Annotated in this window: 22 protein-coding genes; 12 read left to right on the top strand and 10 right to left on the bottom strand. The window is 64.7% G+C overall.

Features of this window, described 5'->3' with window-relative positions; translation table 11 throughout:
* Window positions 1–101: 101 nt before the first annotated feature.
* The 4 genes from sppA (at window position 102) to FJ423_RS22470 (ending at window position 3,022) form a co-directional block, all read left to right on the top strand.
* Window positions 102–1,058, top strand: coding sequence for a signal peptide peptidase SppA (gene sppA / locus FJ423_RS22485; protein WP_140845261.1), 957 nt, complete (start codon window positions 102–104; stop codon window positions 1,056–1,058).
* A gap of 77 nt (window positions 1,059–1,135) precedes the next feature.
* The gene (locus FJ423_RS22480) at window positions 1,136–1,420 is read left to right on the top strand and encodes an integration host factor subunit beta (RefSeq protein ID WP_027165368.1); all 285 of its coding nucleotides are present in this window, start codon (window positions 1,136–1,138) and stop codon (window positions 1,418–1,420) included.
* Window positions 1,421–1,538: 118 nt separating this feature from the next.
* Complete coding sequence (locus FJ423_RS22475; RefSeq protein ID WP_140845259.1) at window positions 1,539–1,871, top strand: LapA family protein; 333 nt, start codon at window positions 1,539–1,541, stop codon at window positions 1,869–1,871.
* 188 nt (window positions 1,872–2,059) lie between these two features.
* Complete coding sequence (locus FJ423_RS22470; RefSeq protein WP_140845257.1) at window positions 2,060–3,022, top strand: ornithine cyclodeaminase family protein; 963 nt, start codon at window positions 2,060–2,062, stop codon at window positions 3,020–3,022.
* Between the two features lie 53 nt (window positions 3,023–3,075).
* On the opposite strand, the gene FJ423_RS22465 is transcribed toward FJ423_RS22470, so the two are convergent.
* Both FJ423_RS22465 and FJ423_RS22460 read right to left on the bottom strand, forming a co-directional pair.
* On the bottom strand, window positions 3,076–3,447 hold the full coding sequence (locus tag FJ423_RS22465; RefSeq protein WP_140845255.1) for a VOC family protein: 372 nt from the start codon (window positions 3,445–3,447) through the stop codon (window positions 3,076–3,078).
* A 70-nt stretch (window positions 3,448–3,517) separates the two neighbouring features.
* A complete protein-coding gene (locus tag FJ423_RS22460) occupies window positions 3,518–4,228 on the bottom strand; it encodes a YafY family protein (RefSeq protein ID WP_140845253.1) in 711 nt (236 codons plus the stop codon).
* Between the two features lie 101 nt (window positions 4,229–4,329).
* Here FJ423_RS22460 and FJ423_RS22455 point away from each other — a divergent pair, with 101 nt between their 5' ends.
* The 7 genes from FJ423_RS22455 (at window position 4,330) to FJ423_RS22425 (ending at window position 11,869) form a co-directional block, all read left to right on the top strand.
* Window positions 4,330–4,815 carry a DUF1772 domain-containing protein gene (locus FJ423_RS22455; protein ID WP_140845251.1) on the top strand — a complete coding sequence of 162 codons (486 nt, stop codon included), beginning with the start codon at window positions 4,330–4,332 and terminating at the stop codon, window positions 4,813–4,815.
* Between the two features lie 88 nt (window positions 4,816–4,903).
* Entirely contained in the window at window positions 4,904–5,986 is a 1,083-nt protein-coding gene (locus tag FJ423_RS22450; RefSeq protein WP_140845249.1) for a class I SAM-dependent rRNA methyltransferase, read from the top strand.
* Entirely contained in the window at window positions 5,987–6,847 is an 861-nt protein-coding gene (locus FJ423_RS22445; protein ID WP_140710196.1) for an RNA methyltransferase, read from the top strand.
* A gap of 10 nt (window positions 6,848–6,857) precedes the next feature.
* On the top strand, window positions 6,858–7,346 hold the full coding sequence (gene lspA / locus FJ423_RS22440) for a signal peptidase II (protein WP_140845247.1): 489 nt from the start codon (window positions 6,858–6,860) through the stop codon (window positions 7,344–7,346).
* A 55-nt stretch (window positions 7,347–7,401) separates the two neighbouring features.
* Window positions 7,402–8,391: an MDR family oxidoreductase gene (locus FJ423_RS22435; protein ID WP_140845245.1), complete on the top strand. Its 990-nt coding sequence runs from the start codon at window positions 7,402–7,404 to the stop codon at window positions 8,389–8,391.
* 124 nt (window positions 8,392–8,515) lie between these two features.
* Window positions 8,516–10,798, top strand: a complete 2,283-nt coding sequence (locus tag FJ423_RS22430) for a PAS domain-containing hybrid sensor histidine kinase/response regulator (protein WP_140845243.1) — start codon at window positions 8,516–8,518, stop codon at window positions 10,796–10,798.
* A gap of 183 nt (window positions 10,799–10,981) precedes the next feature.
* Window positions 10,982–11,869, top strand: a complete 888-nt coding sequence (locus FJ423_RS22425; protein ID WP_095769253.1) for a GNAT family N-acetyltransferase — start codon at window positions 10,982–10,984, stop codon at window positions 11,867–11,869.
* A 120-nt stretch (window positions 11,870–11,989) separates the two neighbouring features.
* Here FJ423_RS22425 and FJ423_RS22420 read toward each other — a convergent pair whose 3' ends face one another.
* A complete protein-coding gene (locus tag FJ423_RS22420; RefSeq protein WP_095769252.1) occupies window positions 11,990–12,622 on the bottom strand; it encodes a trimeric intracellular cation channel family protein in 633 nt (210 codons plus the stop codon).
* A gap of 99 nt (window positions 12,623–12,721) precedes the next feature.
* On the bottom strand, window positions 12,722–13,354 hold the full coding sequence (gene grpE, locus FJ423_RS22415; RefSeq protein WP_095769251.1) for a nucleotide exchange factor GrpE: 633 nt from the start codon (window positions 13,352–13,354) through the stop codon (window positions 12,722–12,724).
* Window positions 13,355–13,572: 218 nt separating this feature from the next.
* Here grpE and FJ423_RS22410 point away from each other — a divergent pair, with 218 nt between their 5' ends.
* On the top strand, window positions 13,573–13,773 hold the full coding sequence (locus FJ423_RS22410; RefSeq protein ID WP_140845241.1) for a hypothetical protein: 201 nt from the start codon (window positions 13,573–13,575) through the stop codon (window positions 13,771–13,773).
* Between the two features lie 23 nt (window positions 13,774–13,796).
* On the opposite strand, the gene FJ423_RS22405 is transcribed toward FJ423_RS22410, so the two are convergent.
* The 6 genes from FJ423_RS22405 to cysG all read right to left on the bottom strand — a co-directional run bounded on the left by FJ423_RS22405 (window position 13,797) and on the right by cysG (window position 19,462).
* Entirely contained in the window at window positions 13,797–14,417 is a 621-nt protein-coding gene (locus FJ423_RS22405; protein WP_095769249.1) for a DJ-1/PfpI family protein, read from the bottom strand.
* A gap of 213 nt (window positions 14,418–14,630) precedes the next feature.
* Window positions 14,631–15,164, bottom strand: coding sequence for a DUF934 domain-containing protein (locus FJ423_RS22400; protein WP_095769248.1), 534 nt, complete (start codon window positions 15,162–15,164; stop codon window positions 14,631–14,633).
* A gap of 97 nt (window positions 15,165–15,261) precedes the next feature.
* Window positions 15,262–16,023, bottom strand: a complete 762-nt coding sequence (locus tag FJ423_RS22395) for a phosphoadenylyl-sulfate reductase (RefSeq protein ID WP_140845239.1) — start codon at window positions 16,021–16,023, stop codon at window positions 15,262–15,264.
* Complete coding sequence (locus FJ423_RS22390; protein ID WP_140845237.1) at window positions 15,998–17,668, bottom strand: nitrite/sulfite reductase; 1,671 nt, start codon at window positions 17,666–17,668, stop codon at window positions 15,998–16,000. The genes FJ423_RS22395 and FJ423_RS22390 overlap by 26 nt, the downstream gene beginning before the upstream one ends.
* Window positions 17,669–17,711: 43 nt before the next feature.
* Window positions 17,712–18,017, bottom strand: coding sequence for a DUF2849 domain-containing protein (locus FJ423_RS22385; protein ID WP_140845235.1), 306 nt, complete (start codon window positions 18,015–18,017; stop codon window positions 17,712–17,714).
* Complete coding sequence (gene cysG / locus FJ423_RS22380; protein WP_140845233.1) at window positions 18,014–19,462, bottom strand: siroheme synthase CysG; 1,449 nt, start codon at window positions 19,460–19,462, stop codon at window positions 18,014–18,016. The genes FJ423_RS22385 and cysG overlap by 4 nt, the downstream gene beginning before the upstream one ends.
* Window positions 19,463–19,703: the final 241 nt, after the last annotated feature.

Raw genomic sequence — 19,703 nt, 5'->3', positions numbered from 1 at the left:
GGTCACCGTTCTGTGAAGCGGATGACCCGCGCCAGGAAACGGTAGCCGTGCGTAGAAGCTTGCTTTAAAAGCGTGCTTTCCCACCACCCACGAGGCTGACAATGGCAATGAGAGCCGACGACTTGATCGACCGCCGCCGCTTGCGCCGCAAGCTGACGTTCTGGCGCGTGGTTGCGTTTCTGGTTCTGGCGGCAGCGATCATCGCCTTCTCGACCTGGGTCTATGACGACAATTGTACCGGCCGGGCGGTCCCCCACATCGCCAAGGTCAAGATTGAAGGCACCATCACCGAGGACGAGGAACTGCTCAAAAGACTGGAATCGATCCGCAAGTCGCCGGAGGTGAAGGGCGTCATCCTTTCGATCGATTCGCCCGGAGGCACCACGGTCGGCGGCGAGTCCACATTCGACGCCGTGCGCAAGCTTGCCGGTGACAAGCCGGTGGTGGCCGAAGTCGGCACGCTGGCGGCATCGGCCGGCTATATGATCGCAAGTGCAGCCGACCACATCGTCGCCCGCAAGACATCGATCGTCGGCTCGATCGGGGTGCTGATCCAGTATCCCGACGTCAGCGGTCTCATGGACAAGCTCGGCATCAAGCTGGAAGAAGTGAAATCCTCGCCGCTCAAGGCTTCGCCCTCGCCCTTCAAGCCGACCAATGACGACGAGCGCGCCATGGTGCGCAAGCTGATCCTCGACAGCTACGACTGGTTCGTCGGCATCGTCGCCGATCGCCGCAAGATAACGCATGAGCAGGCGCTGGCGCTTGCCGACGGTTCGATCTTCACCGGCCGCCAGGCTTTGGCCAACCACCTGGTCGACGCCGTCGGCGGCGAGCAGGAGGCGATCGACTGGCTGGCGACGAAGGGCGTGGACAGCAAGCTCAAGGTCGTCGAGTGGAAGGACAAGGACAGGCGTGGCGGTTTCCTGTTTTCCCAGTCGATGGCAAAAGTGGCGGCCAAGGCGCTCGGCCTGCCGGATGCCGGCGGCGATATCATTCACGAACTTGGCGCCGACCGCTTGTTTCTTGACGGTCTCGTTTCGGTCTGGCACCCTTAAGGTGCCGTTGGGACGAGCCGAAAAAGCAATAAAATCATCCTGATAATCGGTTGCAGTGGTTTTACGGGGAATGTTCTATGATCAAATCCGAGCTTGTGCAGATCATTGCTGCACGCAACCCGCACCTTTTCCTGCGCGACGTCGAAAACATCGTCGGCGCGATCTTTGACGAGATCACCGATGCGCTTGCTGAGGGCAACCGGGTCGAGTTGCGCGGTTTCGGCGCCTTTTCGGTGAAGAACCGTCCGGCCCGCACCGGTCGCAACCCGCGCACCGGCGAATCCGTCGAGGTCGAGGAAAAATGGGTGCCGTTCTTCAAGACCGGCAAGGAGTTGCGCGAAAGGCTGAACGGCGGCAAATAGGCGCCAGGCCGGCGGGTCGAAACGGCATCTTGGCGCCTAAAGGCATGTCTCCCGAAAGTGGAGACCGGTTTCAGGACAAGGACGTGCGCGCCTCAAGAAGCCTCTCCATGGAGATTTGATGTTCAATCGCTTCGTCGTCGTCGTGGTCTTCGTGCCGCTGGCCGTCATCCTGATCGCGCTCGCCGTCGCCAACCGCGGTGCCGTCGCCTTCACGCTTGATCCATTTCATCCCGGCAATCCTGCGCTGACGCTGAACCTGCCGCTTTTCATCTTCCTGTTCCTGGCTTTGGCCATCGGCATGGTCGTCGGAAGCCTGGCTACCTGGGTGAAGCAGGGGCGCTATCGCAAGCTCGCGCGCCAGCGCGGCCTCGAGGCGGAAAACCTGCGCCAGGCGGTGAGCCGCACGCCCGTGGCGCCCAAGGGACCGGCGCTGCCCAGCCCGACGAACTAATGATGTCGCCCAGAAGTGCGCAGCGGTTCTGGGACAACGACATGCATCAACACAAAGACTTAGCGCGTCACCTGAATCTGTTTTCAGCGCGCCGCGCTTTAGCAATTCCAGGCAAAGTGCGTAGCGGTTTTCCGTCCGGAATTGCGTAGAAGACAGTCGAGCGTCCTTTCGACACCACGGAGCTTTCAATGTTGACCATTTCGGCCGCACAGGTCGACCGCGCGCTGACCTTTCCCGGCCTTGTCGAGACATTGCGCACGGCTTTTCGCGATGGCGCCGTGCAGCCGGTTCGCCACCATCATGGCGTCGAACGGCCGGACGGCGCCGCCTCGACCTTGCTTTTGATGCCGGCCTGGACCGACTTCAACGCCGCGGGCACCTCCGAGGGAGGCCATATTGGCGTCAAGATCGTCACCGTGTCGCCGGACAACAATGCCATCGGCAAGCCGGCGGTCATGGGCCTTTATCTTTTGCTCGACGGCGTCACCGGCGAGCCGCAAGCGCTGATCGACGGCCAACGGCTGACGCAGTGGCGCACGACCTGCGCCTCCGCGCTCGCCGCCTCCTATCTCGCCCGCAAGGACGCCTCGCGGCTTCTGGTGATCGGCGCCGGCGCGCTGTCGCCCTTCCTTGCCAAGGCGCATTCTGCAGTCAGGCCGATCACATCCATCCGCATCTGGAACCGCACGCCGGCCAATGCCGAAAAAGTGGCGGCGGCCTTGCGCGCCGAAGGCCTTCCGGCAAGTGCCGCCGGCGATCTCGATGCGGAGCTTGCCGAGGCCGACATCGTCGCCTCCGCGACCATCTCGAACACGCCGCTGGTCAAGGGCGCGCTGCTGAAGCCGGGCGCCCATGTCGATCTCGTCGGCGGCTTCACGCCGACGATGCGCGAAAGCGATGATGACGCCATTGTCCGTGCCCGCGTCTATGTCGACACCCGCGCCGGCGCCACCAAGGAGGCAGGCGACATCGTCCAGCCGCTGGCCTCCGGCGTGCTGAAACCGGAAGCGATTGTCGCCGACCTGCACGAGCTCGCGCGCGGCGAGAAACAGGGCCGGCAAACCCACGACGAGATCACGCTGTTCAAGTCGGTCGGCGCGGCGCTAGAGGATCTCGCCGCCGGCGTCGCCGTCTACAAGGCGCTCAAATAGGCAGTAGGGATTGGGCAGTAGGCAATAGGGAAGATAGGCCTGCTGCCTACTGCCTACTGCCCATTCGGCCAGTAGACGCGCAGGCGATGATTGTCGGGATCGAGCGCGACGAAGGTGCGGCCGAAATCAAGATCGGTTGGGGTCTGCAGAATGTTGAGGCCCCTGCCAGTCCAATCCGCATGGGTGGCGTCGACCGCAGCCGCATTCTCGACCGCGATCACGAGCTCGCCGCCAGCGCCTGCTGCCGCCGCAGCCGGTTCCACCGTGTGGCGCGACCAGAGGCCGAGCTTGAACCCCTTGTCGAGCACGAACATAACGAAGGTCGGCGAGGATTCAACCGGCTCGCGTCCGAGCAGCGAAGCGTAGAACGCGCCGCTCTCTTCCGGGCTGTCGACATAGAGGATGACGAAATTCGGCGTGGTCATATCTGATCTCCAAAGTGTCTGAACCTTGGAGACCATATGAGGACCTGCTGTCAGATTCTGGCAGCAGCGATCAGCCGGAAGCGTCTTTCCCGCCGTTCCGGCCAGGCGCGTCAAGGCCCGCCCGCCACTCCTTCAGCATTGCCTGTCGGCGGCGCGGATAGCGGATGTCTGTCGCTGTCAGGCCGGACATCCGGTCGGCGCGGAAATGCCGGAAATCCTGGCGCGTTTCGCACCACGCCACCATCACCCGTACCTTGTCGAAGAAGGCGAGCGCGAACGGCCAGACCAGACGCTTCGATGCCGCTCCCCCCGCGTCACGGTAGAGGAAGCCAAGCTTGCGCTCGTCGCGGATCGCCTGCCGCACGATGCCGAGGTCGATCGCTTCGGCATTTTCCGAGCGCGGCCCGACGAGCAGTGTCGTCGCGTCGAGATCGTCGCGCAGATCATCCGGCAGCACCGCCGCGATCTTGGCCAGCGCATCCGCCGCGGCGGCCGCCAGCCTTTTGTCCGGCTGCTTAGCCACCCAGCGCGAGCCGAGCACCATTGCCTCGATCTCCTCGTCGGTGAACATCAGCGGCGGCAGCATGAAGCCGGGCTTCAGCACATAGCCAAGCCCCGCCTCGCCTTCGATCGGCGCGCCCTGCCCCTGCAGCGTCGCGATGTCGCGATAGAGGGTGCGGATCGACACGCCGATTGCGTCCGCAAGCGTGCGGCCGCTCACCGGCCGGCGATGGCGGCGAAGGATCTGGACGAGGTCGAGCAGGCGGGCTGAACGGGACATGAATGGCTAACCGGCGTGCCGGACAATAGGGCTGGCCTGCACATCGCGGCAAGCGACCTTCTGCCACGGAACGCCCGCGTCCCGTTCCCGTTCTCCCCACAATGGAGATGCGCGGGACCCTGCTGTTCTGGTCGGTGCTGACCGCTTTCGTCGCGGCGCTCAGCCTTGGGCCGTCGTTTGCCCATGTGCTGGAATCGCTGCCCAGGCTGACGAAATGGTCGCCGGCGCTCTGGCGAGAGGCGACGGTCTTCAACGGTCAGTTCCTGCTCTTTGCCGTCATTGGAGCGCCGCTCGATATCGCTGCGATCCTCTGCCCGGCGCTGCTTGCCTGGATGCTGCGCGGCCAAGCGACAGCCTTCTGGCTCGTGCTCGCCGCCACACTGCTTTATGCCGTCTCGCTGGCGCTCTGGTTCGGACTGGTCAAGCCGGCCAACGACATTCTTGCGACCTGGGCGCCCGGACCGATCCCGGACAATTTCGAGGCCGTCCGGCTGCGTTGGGAGACCGGCCACATGGCGGTGGCCGTGGCGAAGGCGCTTGGCTTCGTTTCGCTTTGTTTCGGCCTGCTCGGTATCCGGCATGGTTGATTACAGCACCATTGAATGAGCCAGGCTTTGTTGCGCCGGTGGGCTGAGCTGTGGCAGAAGCGGGCCGAACCGCCGGAGATGACCTTTCTTGAAATCTTTTCGCGACAAACGCCGCGATGGCCGCCCGCATCCCGCAAGGGCGGAACAGCCCCGCCCGCGTGATGCGTTCGCGGCCGGACGGCAGCAGGCCGCACCTGCCGAGCGCCGCGAAACAAAGCCGGCGGAGCGGCAGGAAGCCAAGCCGGCGCCGCGCGTGCTTGCGCGCCGCGAAGGCGCGTTGCCTGCCGAGCGCCTGCCATTGATCCTCGAAGTCGCGCCAAACGCCGATTACGCCCTGCTTGACAGCGGCGCCGGTGAGAAGCTCGAGCAATACGGCCCGTATCGCATCGTGCGCCCCGAGGGCCAGGCAATCTGGCAGCGGGCCCTGCCGGCGAAGGAATGGGAGCGCGCCGACGCCATCTTTACCGGCGACACCGACGAAGAAGGCATCGGCCGCTGGCGGTTTCCCAAAACGCCGCTCGGCGAAACCTGGCCGATGAAGCATGACGGCATCGATTATCTCGGCCGCTTCACCTCGTTTCGCCATGTCGGCGTCTTTCCGGAGCAGGCGTCGCATTGGGACCATATGGCGGGACTGATCGCGTCGGCGAGACGCCCAGTCAAGGTGCTTAACCTGTTCGGCTATACCGGCCTCGCCTCGCTGGTGGCGGCCCGCGCCGGCGCCGAGGTCACCCATGTCGATGCCTCGAAGAAGGCGATCGGCTGGGCGCGCGAGAACCAGGAGATGGCCGGCCTTGCCGACAAGCCGATCCGCTGGATCGTCGAGGACGCGATGAAATTCGCCGAGCGCGAGGAACGCCGCGGCAGCCGCTACGACATCGTGCTTTTCGATCCGCCGGCCTATGGCCGCGGACCCAAGGGCGAGGTCTGGCAATTGTTCGAGGACCTGCCGGGCCTCACCGAGCTTTGCCGCTCGATCCTGACGCCGAAACCGCTCGCCGTCGTCCTCACCGCCTATTCGATCCGCGCTTCCTTCTTCGCCATCCATGCGCTGATGCGCGATACCTTCGCCGGTAGGGGCGGCACAGTCGAATCCGGCGAGCTGATCATTCGCGAGAAATCCGCCGGCCGCGCGCTGTCGACCTCGCTGTTCTCGCGCTGGGTGGCTTGAATGACGGCACATGACGGCGCTCGCCCTGTCGGGCAGGTCAAGGAAGTCACCAGCCTTGCCAATCCCCTGGTCAAGGACATCAAGGCGCTGGCGCTCAAGAAATTCCGCGACCAGCAGAACGCCTTCATGGCCGAGGGCCTGAAGCTGGTCATCGATGCCCTCGACCTCGGCTGGTCGATCAGGACCTTGGTCTTCGCCAAGGCCGGACGCGGCAACCCGGCCGTCGAAAAGGTCGCCGCGCGGACCGTCGCCGCCGGCGGCATGGTGCTCGAAGTTTCCGAAAAGGTGCTCGCTGCCATCACCCGCCGCGAGAACCCGCAAATGGTGGTCGGCGTCTTCGCGCAGCAGACGGTGCCGCTGAAGGACATCCGCGCCAGGGACGGCGATGTCTGGGTGGCGCTCGACCGGGTGCGCGACCCCGGCAATCTCGGCACCGTGATCCGCACCGTCGACGCCGTCGGCGCCAAGGGCGTCATCCTGGTTGGCGACACCACCGACCCGTTCTCGCTGGAGACGGTGCGCGCCACCATGGGCTCGATCTTCGCAGTGCCGGTCGCCAGGGCGACCGAGCAGGCCTTCCTCGCCTGGCGCCGCGATTTCTCCGGCCTTGTCGCCGGAACCCATCTCAAGGGCGCGGTCGACTATCGCTCGGTCGATTTCTCCAGGGGACCGGTCCTGCTGCTAATGGGCAACGAGCAGCAGGGCTTGCCGGACAGTCTCGCCGAAAGCTGCGACCGGCTGCTCAGAATTCCCCAGGCAGGCCGGGCCGATTCGCTCAATCTGGCGGTCGCCACCGGCGTGATGTTGTTCGAGATCCGGCGCGGCGCGTTGAAGCTCGAGCCTGCCAACGACATCCGATGAGGACTACCAAATGAAATCCTGGTCCCCTTACGCGGTGCTGGTCGTCATCGCCATTGCGCTCGACCAGTGGATCAAGCAGCTGGTCGAGAACGGTCTCGCCTTTCAGGAGAAGGTCGATCTGCTGCCATTCCTGGCGCTGTTTCGCACCTACAACACCGGCATCGCCTTCTCGATGTTCCAGTCCTTCGGCGATACCGGCCTGGTGGTCATCGCCGTGCTCGTCGTCGCCTTCGTGCTCTATCTCGCCACGCGCACGTCGGCCGGCCATGTCGTCGCTCGTATCGGCTTTGCGCTGATCATCGGCGGCGCGCTCGGCAACCTCATCGACCGCGCCGTCTACGGCCACGTCATCGACTACATCCTGTTCCACACGCCCGTCTGGTCCTTCGCGGTCTTCAATCTCGCCGACACCTTCATCTCGGTCGGCGCAGCGCTTGTCGTCTTCGACGAACTGATCGGCTGGCGGCGCGAAGCCAAGTCCCAGGACCTTGGCAATTGACCTCACGCTGTTGAAACCGCAGACTTCCTCATCAGCCAGAGGCGAGGAGAAAATCATGCCCGACACCTTCAAAGCCATCCTCGTCTCGCGCGATGCGGACAAGAAGCAGTCCGTCGATGTCGTCGACCTCGCCGAGGCCGACCTGATGGAAGGTGACGTCACTGTCGCCGTCGAGGCGACGACGGTGAACTACAAGGACGGGCTCGCCATCACCGGCAAGGCCCCGGTCGTGCGCCGCTGGCCGCTGGTTCCAGGCATCGATTTCGCCGGCACCGTGATCTCTTCCTCGCATGCCGACTGGCGCAAGGGAGACAAGGTGATCCTCAACGGCTGGGGCGTCGGCGAGACGCATTACGGCGCCTATGCCGGCCGCGCCCGCGTCAAGGGCGACTGGCTGGTGCCGCTGCCCGAGGGCATGAGCGCGCATGATGCGATGGCTGTCGGCACGGCGGGCTACACGGCAATGCTCTCGGTCATGGCGCTGGAGCGGCACGGAATCGTGCCGGACCGCGGTCCCGTGGTGGTGACGGGCGCTGCCGGCGGCGTCGGCTCGGTCGCCATCTCGATCCTGTCGAGCCTCGGCTATCATGTCATCGCCTCGACCGGCCGCAACGCCGAGAGCCCGTATCTGATCGATCTTGGCGCGGCCGAGGTGATCTCGCGCGAAGAGCTCAGCCAGCCCGCGAAACCGCTCGCCAAGGAGCGCTGGGCAGCCGGCGTCGACTCGGTCGGCAGCCATACCTTGGCCAATGTGCTGTCGGTGACCTCCTATGGCGGCGCGATCGCCGCTTGCGGCCTGGCCGGCGGCATGGATCTGCCCGGAAGCGTCGCGCCCTTCATTCTGCGCGGCGTCTCGCTGCTCGGCATCGATTCGGTGATGGCGCCGAAGCCGGTACGCCTGGAAGCATGGCGCCGCATCGGCACCGACCTCGACTCCAAGAAGCTGTCGACATTGTCACGCACGATCGGTTTCGACGGCATTGTCGCCGCCGCGCGCGATATCGTCGAAGGCAAGATCAGGGGTCGCGTCGTTGTCGATATGTAGCTGGCACAGACCTCGTAAAGCCCGGTTTCGCCCGCGCATGCGGGCGGTCGGGATCCGCGCGATTCGCTAAAATTCGAACGATCCCTCCCAGCCTTCCATAATTTCTGTCTGGCATGATCTGCGCATGGTCGCGGACTCCGAATTCAGACAGGACAGCAAAGCCGCCGGCGCTGACAGGCTCATCGCCGATGCGCCGAAGCGGCAGGTGCTCGTCGCGCCGCCGCTGGCTCCCGACCTGCCGGGGGCCCGCCACGACGGCCTGCCCTTCCTGACGATCGTTGCCGCCATCGCCATCATGGCGGGGCTCGCGCATCTCACCGGAGCGCCGCTCATCATCACCGCCGGCCTCGCCGCCATAGCCTTTGCTGGCCTTGCCATGCATCTGCGCAGCCGTCGCGATGAGCGCCGCACCGCAGCGCTTCTCGACGAGACCGCCGCGCGCAGCCGCGCCGAGATCGAAACCCTCGCCGACCGCATGTGGGAGATGCAGGAGAGCGAGGAGCGCTTCCGCGGCCTGATCGACGCGCTGGGCGACCTCGTCGTCCATCGCGATCGCGACGGCCACATCGTTTATGCCAACAGCGTCTTTGCCTCGCTTGTCGAGCTCGATGCGCGCGATCTTGCCGGCAAGACCTTGTCCGAGCTTGGCATCGATGTCGGCATCGTTCCCGACGCCGCCTTCTCCGATCATGAATGCCTGAGCTCGACCGATGTCGCGATCCGCACCCCGAACGGACCACGCTGGTTCTCCTGGATCGAATTGTCGGTGCGCGACAAGGACACGGGCGCGGTCTCGCACCGGGCGATCGCCCGCGACATCACCGCCCGCAAACGCGCCGAATCCTCGCTGATCACCGCGCGCGAACGGGCCGAATATGCCAGCCAGGCCAAGTCACGCTTCCTCGCCACCGTCAGCCATGAGATCCGCACGCCGATGAACGGCATCATGGGCATGGCGAAGCTGCTTGCCGATACCGACCTCTCGCCCGAACAGCGCACCTATGTCGGCGCCATTTCCACCTCGGCCAGCGCGCTGCTCGCGCTCATCGAGGACCTGCTCGACTATTCCAAGATCGAGGCCGGCCGCTTCGAACCCGAGCCCCAGCCGACCTCGCTGCGCGAGATCGCCGACAACATCATCGAACTTCTGGCCGCAAAGGCCTTCGCCAAGAACATCGGCCTCGGCTGCCATGTCGAGCCCGATGTGCCGCAGATGATCACCGCCGATCCAGGCCGCGTGCGCCAGGTGCTGCTCAACCTCATCGGCAATGCGGTGAAGTTCACCGACACGGGCGGGGTGCTGCTCACCGTGGCGCGCGCCCGCAGCGAAACCACCGACCGTATCTGCTTCACCATCGCCGACACCGGCCCGGGCCTGCGCGAAGAGGACATGGAGCGCATTTTCGAGGAATTCGAGCAGTCCGACGGCACCTCAACCAGGGTGCATGGCGGCGCCGGCCTCGGGCTTGCCATCTCGAAGCGGCTGGCGACGGCGATGGGCGGCTCGATCTCGGTTTCGAGCCGGCTCGGCGAAGGATCCGAATTCGTCCTGGAGCTTCCGGCGGTCGCCGCGACCGAGCCGCCGCCGCATCGCCACAACATCCTTGCCGACCGGCGGGCCGTAATCGTGTCGAAAAACGCCATCGAGGCCGATGCCATCGCCCGCGCGATCAAGGCCCATGGCGGCATCGTCGAGGTTGCCGCGACACCGGGCCAGGCCGCCACCTTCGCTGCGGGCTGCAACGTCCTTTTGATCGATGCCGCGCTCGAAAACAGCGACGGGAGGCTGCTCAAGCGGCTGCGCGATTCTGGCTTTGCCGACTGCGAGGCCATCACCCTGATTGCGCCGACGGATCGCGGCATGCTCGGCGAATTCCGGGCCAGCGGCTACGCCACCTTCCTGGCCCGGCCGGTGCGGGGCGAGACCCTGCTGCGTGTGCTGTTGACCAGCCATGGCTCGGCGCTAGCCAAGCCGCTGCCGAAGCCGCGCGGTGCCCCCTCGGTGCGCAAGCGCGACCAGGGCCTGTCGGTGCTGATCGCGGAAGACAATGACATCAACGCCATGCTCGCCCGCGCCACGCTGCTCAAGGCCGGACACCGCGTCAAGATCGTCGGCAACGGCAAGGCCGCGGTCGATGCCGTTACCGATGCCGGCCTCAAGTTCCGCTTCGATGTCGTGCTGATGGACCTGCATATGCCTGTCATGGACGGGCTGGACGCGATCGCCGCCATCCGTCGCCACGAAGAGTCCCTGGCCATGCCCCCGATTCCGATCATGGTGCTTTCGGCCGACAGCCAGGAAAAGACCCGGCATGCCGTGCTTGCCCATGGCGCCAGCGGTTTCGTGACCAAGCCGCTTGACCCGGACGCGCTCGTCCAGGCGGTCGAGGGCCAGGTTGCCGCCTGAGGAAATTTCTAACCGTTGAACGCCTTGGCTTGCTTGGCTTTCGCGATCACAAGATAGCCGGTTGAGTGTATTGCCCAGCCGACAAAGTATTGCCCGCCACGTCGTATCACGGTACTGTCACAATCCTGTTGCACCTACACCGTATCCCCGTGCCAAGAGGGATGGCTCGAAGGAGAATCACTCGTGCATACAGTCGTGCCTGAATGTGACACTCGGCCGAATGCCGGCGGCGCCCTGCTCGCCGCTCGTACCGCCGACGCCGTCGCAAGCGGCGCTCCGCTGGGCCGCATCGGCAATCTCGAAGTGCGGCTCGCGCGCAACGAGGCCGAGATCGCCGCCGCCCAGGAAGTGCGCTACCGGGTATTCTACGACGAGCTTGGCGCGAGGAAGGACCTGTTCCAGGCGCAGGACCGGCGCGACGCCGACCGGTTCGACCCGCTCTGCGATCACCTTCTGGTGTTGGACAATTCCCTTCCCGGCCCTGAGCACCGCCGCATCGTCGGCACCTACCGCCTGCTGCGGCAGGAAATCGCCGCGACGGCCGGCGGCTTCTATTCCGAGGGCGAGTTCGAGCTTACCAAGCTGATTGCGCGGCATCCCGGCCAGCGCTTCCTCGAACTCGGCCGTTCCTGCGTTCTGCCGGAATACCGCTCCAAACGCACCATCGAGGCGCTCTGGCAAGGCATCTGGGCCTATATCAACCACTACGACATCGGCGTGATGACCGGCTGCGCCTCGTTCCATGGCATCGTGCCGGCGGCGCATGCCGAGGCGCTGACCTATCTCGCCCATCATTGCCGCACCAACTCCGCCTGGGATGTTCGCGCGGTTCCGGGACGCTACTGTTCGATGGACCTGATGCCGATCGAGGCGGTGAACGCCAAGGCGGCGATCGCCGCCATGCCGCCGCTGGTCAAGGGCTATCTGCGCGTCGGTGCCCGCATCGGCGACGGCTGCGTCATCGACCACGAATTCTCGACCGTCGACGTCTTCGTCGTCATGCCGGTCAAGGAGATCGGCGCCCGCTACGTCAACTACTATGGCGGCGAAGGGCAGCGTTTCGCGGCGTGATTCTAGTGAGTAGTGAGTAGTGAGTAGTGAGTAGTGAGTAGTGAGTAGTGATGGACACCACCGCTCGCGCCCTTGTCACTACTTCTACTGACTACTGACTACTCACTAACCCCTACTCCCTCACGGAATATCCTCCGGCCTTCGCCCCGGCCGGCTTTTATAGGCCGGAAACGACCAGCCGAATTTAAGCGCTCCGCCGCGCACCGCGAATGCGCCCGCGAAGCCGAGCAGGCTGGACGCCAGCGCCGGCAGGCCGGCAAGATCGCCAAGGGTGAAGATGGCGGCGCCGGCAAGCGCGGCCGTGACATAGATCTCGGGCCTGAGCAGCACCGATGGCTCGCCGGCAAGCAGGTCGCGCAGAATACCGCCGAAGGTCGCCGTCAAGACGCCGGTGATGACCGACACGACGGGCGAGCCGGTGATCGCCAGCCCCTTGGCCGCGCCCATCACCGAAAAAGCGGCAAGGCCGACGGCATCGAGCCACAGCAGCAGCTTGTAGCGGGATTCGAACCGGTGGGCGCTGAAGAAGACCAGCACCGCGACGACGGCGCAGATCAGTACATAACCGCTGTTGGCGACCCAGAACACCGGCAGGTTGAGGATGACGTCGCGCAGCGTCCCGCCGCCGATGCCGGTGACGCTGGCCAGGAACAGAAAGCCGATGATGTCGAGTTCTTTGCGCGATGCGGCAAGCGCGCCCGTCGCCGCGAAGACGGCCACGCCGGCATAGTCGAGCGACGCGATGGGGTTCATGGGCGAGCGAGTAGTGAGTAGCGAATAGAGTAGGGAAATAGCACGAAGCCGGGGATAAATATCAGCCCCTACTCACTACTTCCTATTCGCTACTCTCTCTCACGCATCCTTCTCGGCCTGCTCGTTCACCGGGCCCGGCTCGACCTTGGCCTCGGCGGCCGCCTTCGGGCCGCCCTTGGCGACGCCGACCATCGCTGGCCGCAGCACGCGCTCGCCGATCGAATAGCCTGGCTGCACAACCTGGACGACAGTGCCTGCGGGAACATCCGGATTGGGGACCTCGAACATCGCCTGGTGGAAGTTCGGATCGAACTTCTCGCCTTCGGGCGCGAGTCTCTTCACCCCGTGGCGCTCCAGCGCCGAAAGCATGGCGCGCTCGGTAAGGTCGACCCCTTCGATCAGCGATTTGAAGCCGGCGTCGCCGCTGGCCTTCGCCTCGGCGGGAATCGCGTCCAGCGCGCGGCGCAGATTGTCGGACACCGACAGCATGTCGCGCGCGAAATTGGCGACGGCATAGGCGCGGGCGTCCTGGACGTCGCGCGCGGTGCGCCGCCGCAAATTCTCCATTTCGGCCGCCGCGCGCAGCGCACGGTCCTTCAGTTCCTCGTTTTCCTTCAGCAGCCGCACCAACGCTTCGTAGTCGCCGTCGACGCCGCCCTCCGCACGCTCGCCGGAAGCCTCGGCGGCTTCGATCTCTTCGGGCGTGCGTTCGTCTTTTGCCTGGTCGCTCATCGCGTTTCCCGTCATTTCGAATTGCTCTGGATTTGCGCCCGATATCGAGGTTTGGAGGGCAAAAATCAAGGGGCAAGCGCAGGCGGCTGGTGGCAGGCTGCCGTTCCAAATTAATTCAAACTTTACCGTATCACGCAGCTTTGCTTGCTCTCGAGCACTGGCACGGGAACCATGAACCGCCCGCGGGAGTTTCGAAGCCGACACAGGATTTTGGGACGATGAACGGCAACAACGGCAACAGGCGCGCCGAATTGGCCAACGATATCAGGCGGCAGGCGGGCAGCGAAGCGACGAAGCGCTTTCTGCGCACCTTGCCGGTATTTCGCCTGGAAAGGGAGATGCCCCGGCAGTTGACCGACCTGCTTGACCGCCTCGACGGCGCCGAGGCGGAGAACGCGGACGACCCGCGGCGTCAGTAGCCGCGCGCCGCAACTGACAAGTTTCAGGCCGCCTTCCTGTCGTCGCGCATCAGCACTTCGCCGTGACGGATCTCGGTGCCGAGCACCTTCAGGCATTCCCGCATGAAGGCGGCTAGGCCCGGCCAGCCCTTGGCTGAAACCAGATTGCCGTCGACATGGGCGCCGGTCGGCGCGACATCGATATAGATGCCGCCGGCAAGCGTCACTTCCGGCTCGCAATAATGCAGCGCCGCCACTTCCTTGCCGCGCACCACGCCGTCGACCGCGATCAGGATCTGCGCGCCGTGACAGATGGTGAAGATCGGCTTGCCGGTTTCATGGAAATGCCTAACCAGCGCCTGCACGCGCTTGTCGATGCGGATATATTCCGGCCCGCGGCCGCCCGCCGCATAGACAGCATCGTAGTCGGCTGGGTTCACTTCGGCGAAGGTCTTGTTGAGGATGTAATCGTGACCAGGTTTTTCGGTATAGGTCTGGTGGCCCTCGAAGTCGTGCAACGAGGTCTTGAGCACGTCGCCGGCCTTCTTGTCCGGGCACACGACATGGACGGTGTGGCCGACCGCGTGCATGGCCTGCTCGAAGACGAAAATCTCGTATTCCTCGCTGAACTCGCCAACGAGCATCAATATCTTCTTGCCTGCCATGCTGCTTCCTCCCTTAGCTGGCCATTATTTCGTGGTACGAAGTAACGGCCTATCCTAAGGGCAGGTCGGCCGAAGCGGAAGCCCGAATCGCCAATGTGGTCTGACCAGACCAGCGCAGCGCGCTTTCCAAACCTATCTTGAGCTGGGCTGACCAACAAAATGCGTGACGCTGGTCGGACCACAGCGATTTCATTTGCCCTATGAAATGCCGCGTCAGCTGGGACGCTTGCGCCGCCAGGAATATTTTGGACCCTTGGCCTCCGGTTCGACCGCCGGCTGATAGTAAAGCGGCAAGCCGCCGGTGCGGCCTTCCTCCAGCCGCTTCAAGAGCACCGGATTGGAGACCTCAAACTCGTCGAAGCCGAGCCGCAGCATATGCGGCAGCTGGTCGACCAGCACCTGCCCGGTCGCGCGCACCGCGCCCTTGAATTGATGCCGGGCGCGCAGCAATTCGCCCTTGGAAAAAGAGCGGCCGTCATTGAAGGCCGGGAAGGCCAGCGCCACCAACGACAGCTGGTCGAGCAGGCCAGTTATCTTGTCCAGCTCGTCGCCGGGCTGCAGCAGGACGCCGAGACGCTCCTTGGCCGATTTGCGAACGTCTTCATCCAGCCCGAGAAAAGCCTGCAGAGGCAGGATGAAACGGCCGTTGCCGGCAAGCGCCTCGGCGCTTTCGGCGTGGGTCCACTCATCCTCGCGAAAACCGTCACGGGTCCAGAGGCGGGTCCCCGCTGTCGTCGATCCTGTCATCAAAAATCCCAAAGTCACAAAATCTCGAGGCGAGCCGGCAGGCCGCCAGCAACCGGAAGCCGCTTGCGGACCGGCATCACGTGAATAGCGATATACCCTAAAGCGAGGCGTCGGTCAGCGACTTCTCCAAACCGGAGAGGTGAATACCGCACTCGGTCTTGGCGTGCCCCGCCCAGCGGCCGCTGCGCGCATCGTCGCCCGGCTGCACCGGCTGCGTGCAGGGGAAGCAGCCGATCGAGAGATAGCCATAGGCGACCAGCGGATTTTCGCGCAGCGCATGCGCCCGCATATAGTCGGCCTGGTCCGATGTCGTCCAATGCGCCAGCGGATTGATGCGGATGCGCGAGCCGACGGCCTCGAAGACGGGCAAAGCCGTGCGCGTCGAAGCCTGGAAGCGCTTGCGCCCCGTGAACCAGGCGCGGAACGGTTCGACGCCGCGCGCCAGCGGCTCGACCTTGCGCACATTGCAGCAGGAATCGGTGTCGGTCTCGTGCAGCCTGCCGGTCGGATCGACGCGTTGGAGCGCGGTCTCTTCCGGCTTGATCACCCTGATGTCGGTGAGGCCGAAATCGGCGACCAGCGCGTCGCGATAGCCGAGCGTCTCCTCGAAATGCTTGCCGGTGTCGAGGAAGATGACCGGCAGCGCGCGGTCGATCTCCGAAATCATGTGCAGCAGCACGGCGGAGTCCGCGCCGAAGGAAGACACCGCGGCGACCGCGCCGCGGAATTCGTGCGCCGACCGTTCGATGATCTCGATCGGCTTCAGATGGCCTAACAGCGCGTCGAGCCCCGCTGCCTCGGCGGCAACGCCGGTCTCGACTTCGCCTGTCCGGTCAAGCGGCCTTGGTTTCGCCAGCATAGAGCGCCTCCTTGAACGGCGCGGGACCGACACGGCGGTAGGCGTCGATGAAACGTTCGTCAGGACTGAGCCGAAGGCCGAGATAGGTATCGACGATCTGCTCGATGGCATCGGTGATCTCATCGGAGGAGAAGCCGCGGCCGATGATCTCGCCGACGGATGTGTTTTCGTCGGCCGAGCCGCCGAGCGTCACCTGATAGAGCTCGGTGCCTTTCTTCTCCACGCCCAGAATGCCGATATGACCGACATGGTGGTGGCCGCAGGCATTGATGCAGCCGGAGATCTTCAGCTTCAACTCGCCGATTTCGCGCTGCCGCTCCAGCGAGGCGAAGCGGCGCGAGATTTCCTGCGCTACCGGGATCGAGCGCGCCGTGGCCAGCGCGCAATAATCGAGGCCCGGGCAGGAGATTATGTCGCTGATCAGATTGGAATTGGCTGTCGCCAGGCCGATCTCGACCAGCGCGTCGTAGACCGCCTTGAGGTCGGCGCGCGCCACATGCGGCAGGATCAGGTTCTGTTCGTGGCTGACGCGCAATTCGTCGAAGGCGTATTTCTCGGCGATGTCGGCAACCGCTTCCATCTGGCTGTCCGTTGCGTCGCCGGGCACCTCGCCGATGCCCTTGAGCGAGATCGTCACCGCCGCATAGTCGGGATGGCGATGCGTCACGACATTCTGGTCGAGCCATTCCGAAAAGCTCTTGGAATCGAGCCTGGCCTGTTTCACCGCATCATCGCCTTCCGGACGGGAAACCAGCGCCGGCGGCGCGAAATAGGCGTTGATCGCCTGGATATCGGCTTCCGGCAGCTTGAGCTCGGCGTCCCTCAGCTCCTGCCACTCGGCCTCGACCTGGCGGGTGATCTCCTCCACGCCGGTCTCGTGCACCAGGATCTTGATGCGCGCCTTGAACTTGTTGTCGCGACGGCCGTAGAGGTTGTACACGCGCAGGATGGCCGTGCAGTAGGACAGCAACTCCGCCTCCGGCAGGAAGTCGCGGATCTTTCTCGCCACCATCGGCGTGCGGCCCTGGCCGCCGCCTACGTAGACGGCAAAGCCCAGCTCGCCGGCGGCGTTCTTTTTCAGATGCAGACCGATGTCATGCGTCTGGATGGCGGCGCGGTCGCGCTCGGCGCCGGTCACCGCGATCTTGAACTTGCGCGGCAGGTACGAGAACTCGGGATGCACCGACGACCATTGGCGCAGGATTTCCGCATAGGGGCGCGGATCGGCGACCTCATCGGCGGCGGCTCCCGCGAAATGGTCGGCGGTGACGTTCCGGATGCAGTTGCCGCTGGTCTGGATGGCGTGCATCTCGACGCTCGCCAGATCGGCGAGGATCGCCGGGATGTCCGACAGCGCTGGCCAGTTGAACTGGATGTTCTGGCGCGTGGTGAAATGGCCGTAGCCCTTGTCGTATTTGCGCGCGATGTGGCCGAGCATGCGCAATTGCTTGCTGTTCAACGTGCCGTAGGGCACGGCGATGCGCAGCATATAGGCGTGCAGCTGCAGATAGACGCCATTCATCAGCCTGAGCGGCCGGAACTGGTCCTCGGTGATCTCGCCGGCAAGCCGGCGCTGCACCTGGTCGCTGAACTCGGCGACACGGGCCTGTACGAAATCCTGGTCGAACTCGTCGTAACGGTACATGCTTCGTCTTTCAGGGCGCGTCCGCCCGCTGCTTTTCCTGGGTTTAAGCCGCCCGTGCCGCTTCCGGGCTCGCCTGCTTGCCGAGATCGGTGCGGATGGTCGGGCCCGCGGCGCGGATCTTTTCGCGCAGCCGCACCGGCTCGACCAATCCGTCGACGATCGCAACATCGATGATGTTGACGTCGACCACCTCATTGTTGGCGGCGGCCGCGGCGCCGATCGCTTCCAGCCGGTCCTCCGCCGTCTTGTCGTGCGCGATATCGGCATGGCCGACCGTCTCCGCCCAGCCGCCGGCGGCGTACCAGACGGCGATGCCGTCGGAGAGCCTGTTCGCGGTGAGAACCTTCATTGCTCAACTCCTTCGGCGACGGTTGAAGCCGCGCCCTCATGCCTATGTGCCGCGAGCGGCTCGGATTGTCCGAAATTGGCGCCGGCGACGGCGTCGCCGATGATCGTCATCACCGGTCCGGTGAGATCGGCGCGCGCCTCCAGCGACGGCAGATCGGCAAGCGTGCCGTGGAAACGGCGGCGGCCGGCGAGGCTGGCGTTCTCGACGACGGCGACCGCGGTGTCCGGCGACAGCCCCGCTTCGATCAGTCGGCCCGCGACTTCCGCCGCGACTGAACGGCCCATATAGACGGCGACCGTCGCGCCGGAGATGGCAAGCTTTGCCCAGTCGGGCAGCGAGTTGCCCTTGAGGTCGTGGCCTGTGGTGAACACCATTGAGGACGAAACGCCGCGCAGCGTCAGCGGCAGTTCGAAATCAGCGGCGGCGGCGAAGGAGGCGGTGACGCCCGGAACCACCTCATAGGCGACCCCGGCCTCGCGCAGCGCCGCCATCTCTTCGCCGGCACGGCCGAACACCAGCGGATCGCCGGACTTCAGCCGCACCACGCGCTTACCGGCGCGGCCCAGCTCGATGAGCAGCGCGTTGATCTCTTCCTGGCTCTTGGAATGGCAGCCCTTGCGTTTTCCCACCGGCAGGCGCTCGGCGTCGCGGCGCCCCATGGCGACGATCGCTTCCGGCACCAGCGCGTCGTAGACGATGGCATCGGCCTCCAACAGCAGGCGATGCGCGCGCAAGGTCAAAAGGTCCTCGGCACCCGGACCGGCGCCGACCAGCGCGATATGTCCCTCGACCGGAGCATCGTGAGCCAAAAGCTCGAGCGCCGCGCCATGCGCCTCGGCGAGGTCGCCGGCTTCGATGGCCTTGGCCGGCGTACCGGCGAAGAAATCGCTCCAGAAGCGGCGGCGCCGATTGCCTTTCGGCAGCGTCTCGGCGGCGGCGCGAAAAGACGCGGCAAGTGAAGCCAGCCGGCCGAGCGACGGCGACAGCATGCGGTCGATGCGCCCGCGCAGCATCTGCGCCAGAACCGGTCCGACGCCCTCTGTGCCGATGGCGATCGCCACCGGCGCCCGATTGACCAATGCGGGCGTGAAGAAATCGCACAGCTCCGGACGGTCCACGGCATTGACCGCAATGCCCAGCCGCCGCGCGTCCTCGACGACGCGGCGATCGAGTGCCTCGTCGCCGCTGGCGGCGAACACCAGCGCGGCACCTTGGAGATGCGCGGCCTGATAGGCTGCGTTGATGTGAACAGCGCCGGCCGACGCGATGAAATCCAGCAGGCCGTCGCTGGCATCGTCGGCAACGATGCGCAACACCGCGCTCGATTGCGAAAGCAGCCGCGCCTTGGCGAGCGCCTCCTCGCCATTGCCGATGATGGCTACGGCTTCGCCGTCGACCCGCATGAAGACGGGAAAGGCATTGAGCTTGGCGTTGGCTGACGACATGGCAATGAGCAATATTGGAATAGTTTGGCAGTTTTACGCGGCCACGCCCAAAATCAGAAGGCAAGCACTCGCGCGTCGCCGAACGGCAGGCAATCGCTTTTTCGCAACTGCGAAGGCCCAGAGAAAAAAATTCTACTTTGACGGTGAGACGGCCGGAGCGGCATAAGAAACAGCCTTGATCCGTCGTAATTTTTAGCGCCTGACCGAGAAAGCCGCAAAACAGTTTATTCTAAATTCTACT

Origin of the sequence: Mesorhizobium sp. B2-8-9 (assembly GCF_006439475.1) — a bacterium.
Classification (GTDB): domain Bacteria; phylum Pseudomonadota; class Alphaproteobacteria; order Rhizobiales; family Rhizobiaceae; genus Mesorhizobium.
The sequence above is the reverse complement of the archived record's forward strand: the minus strand, read 5'-3'. Positions and strand labels throughout refer to the sequence as shown.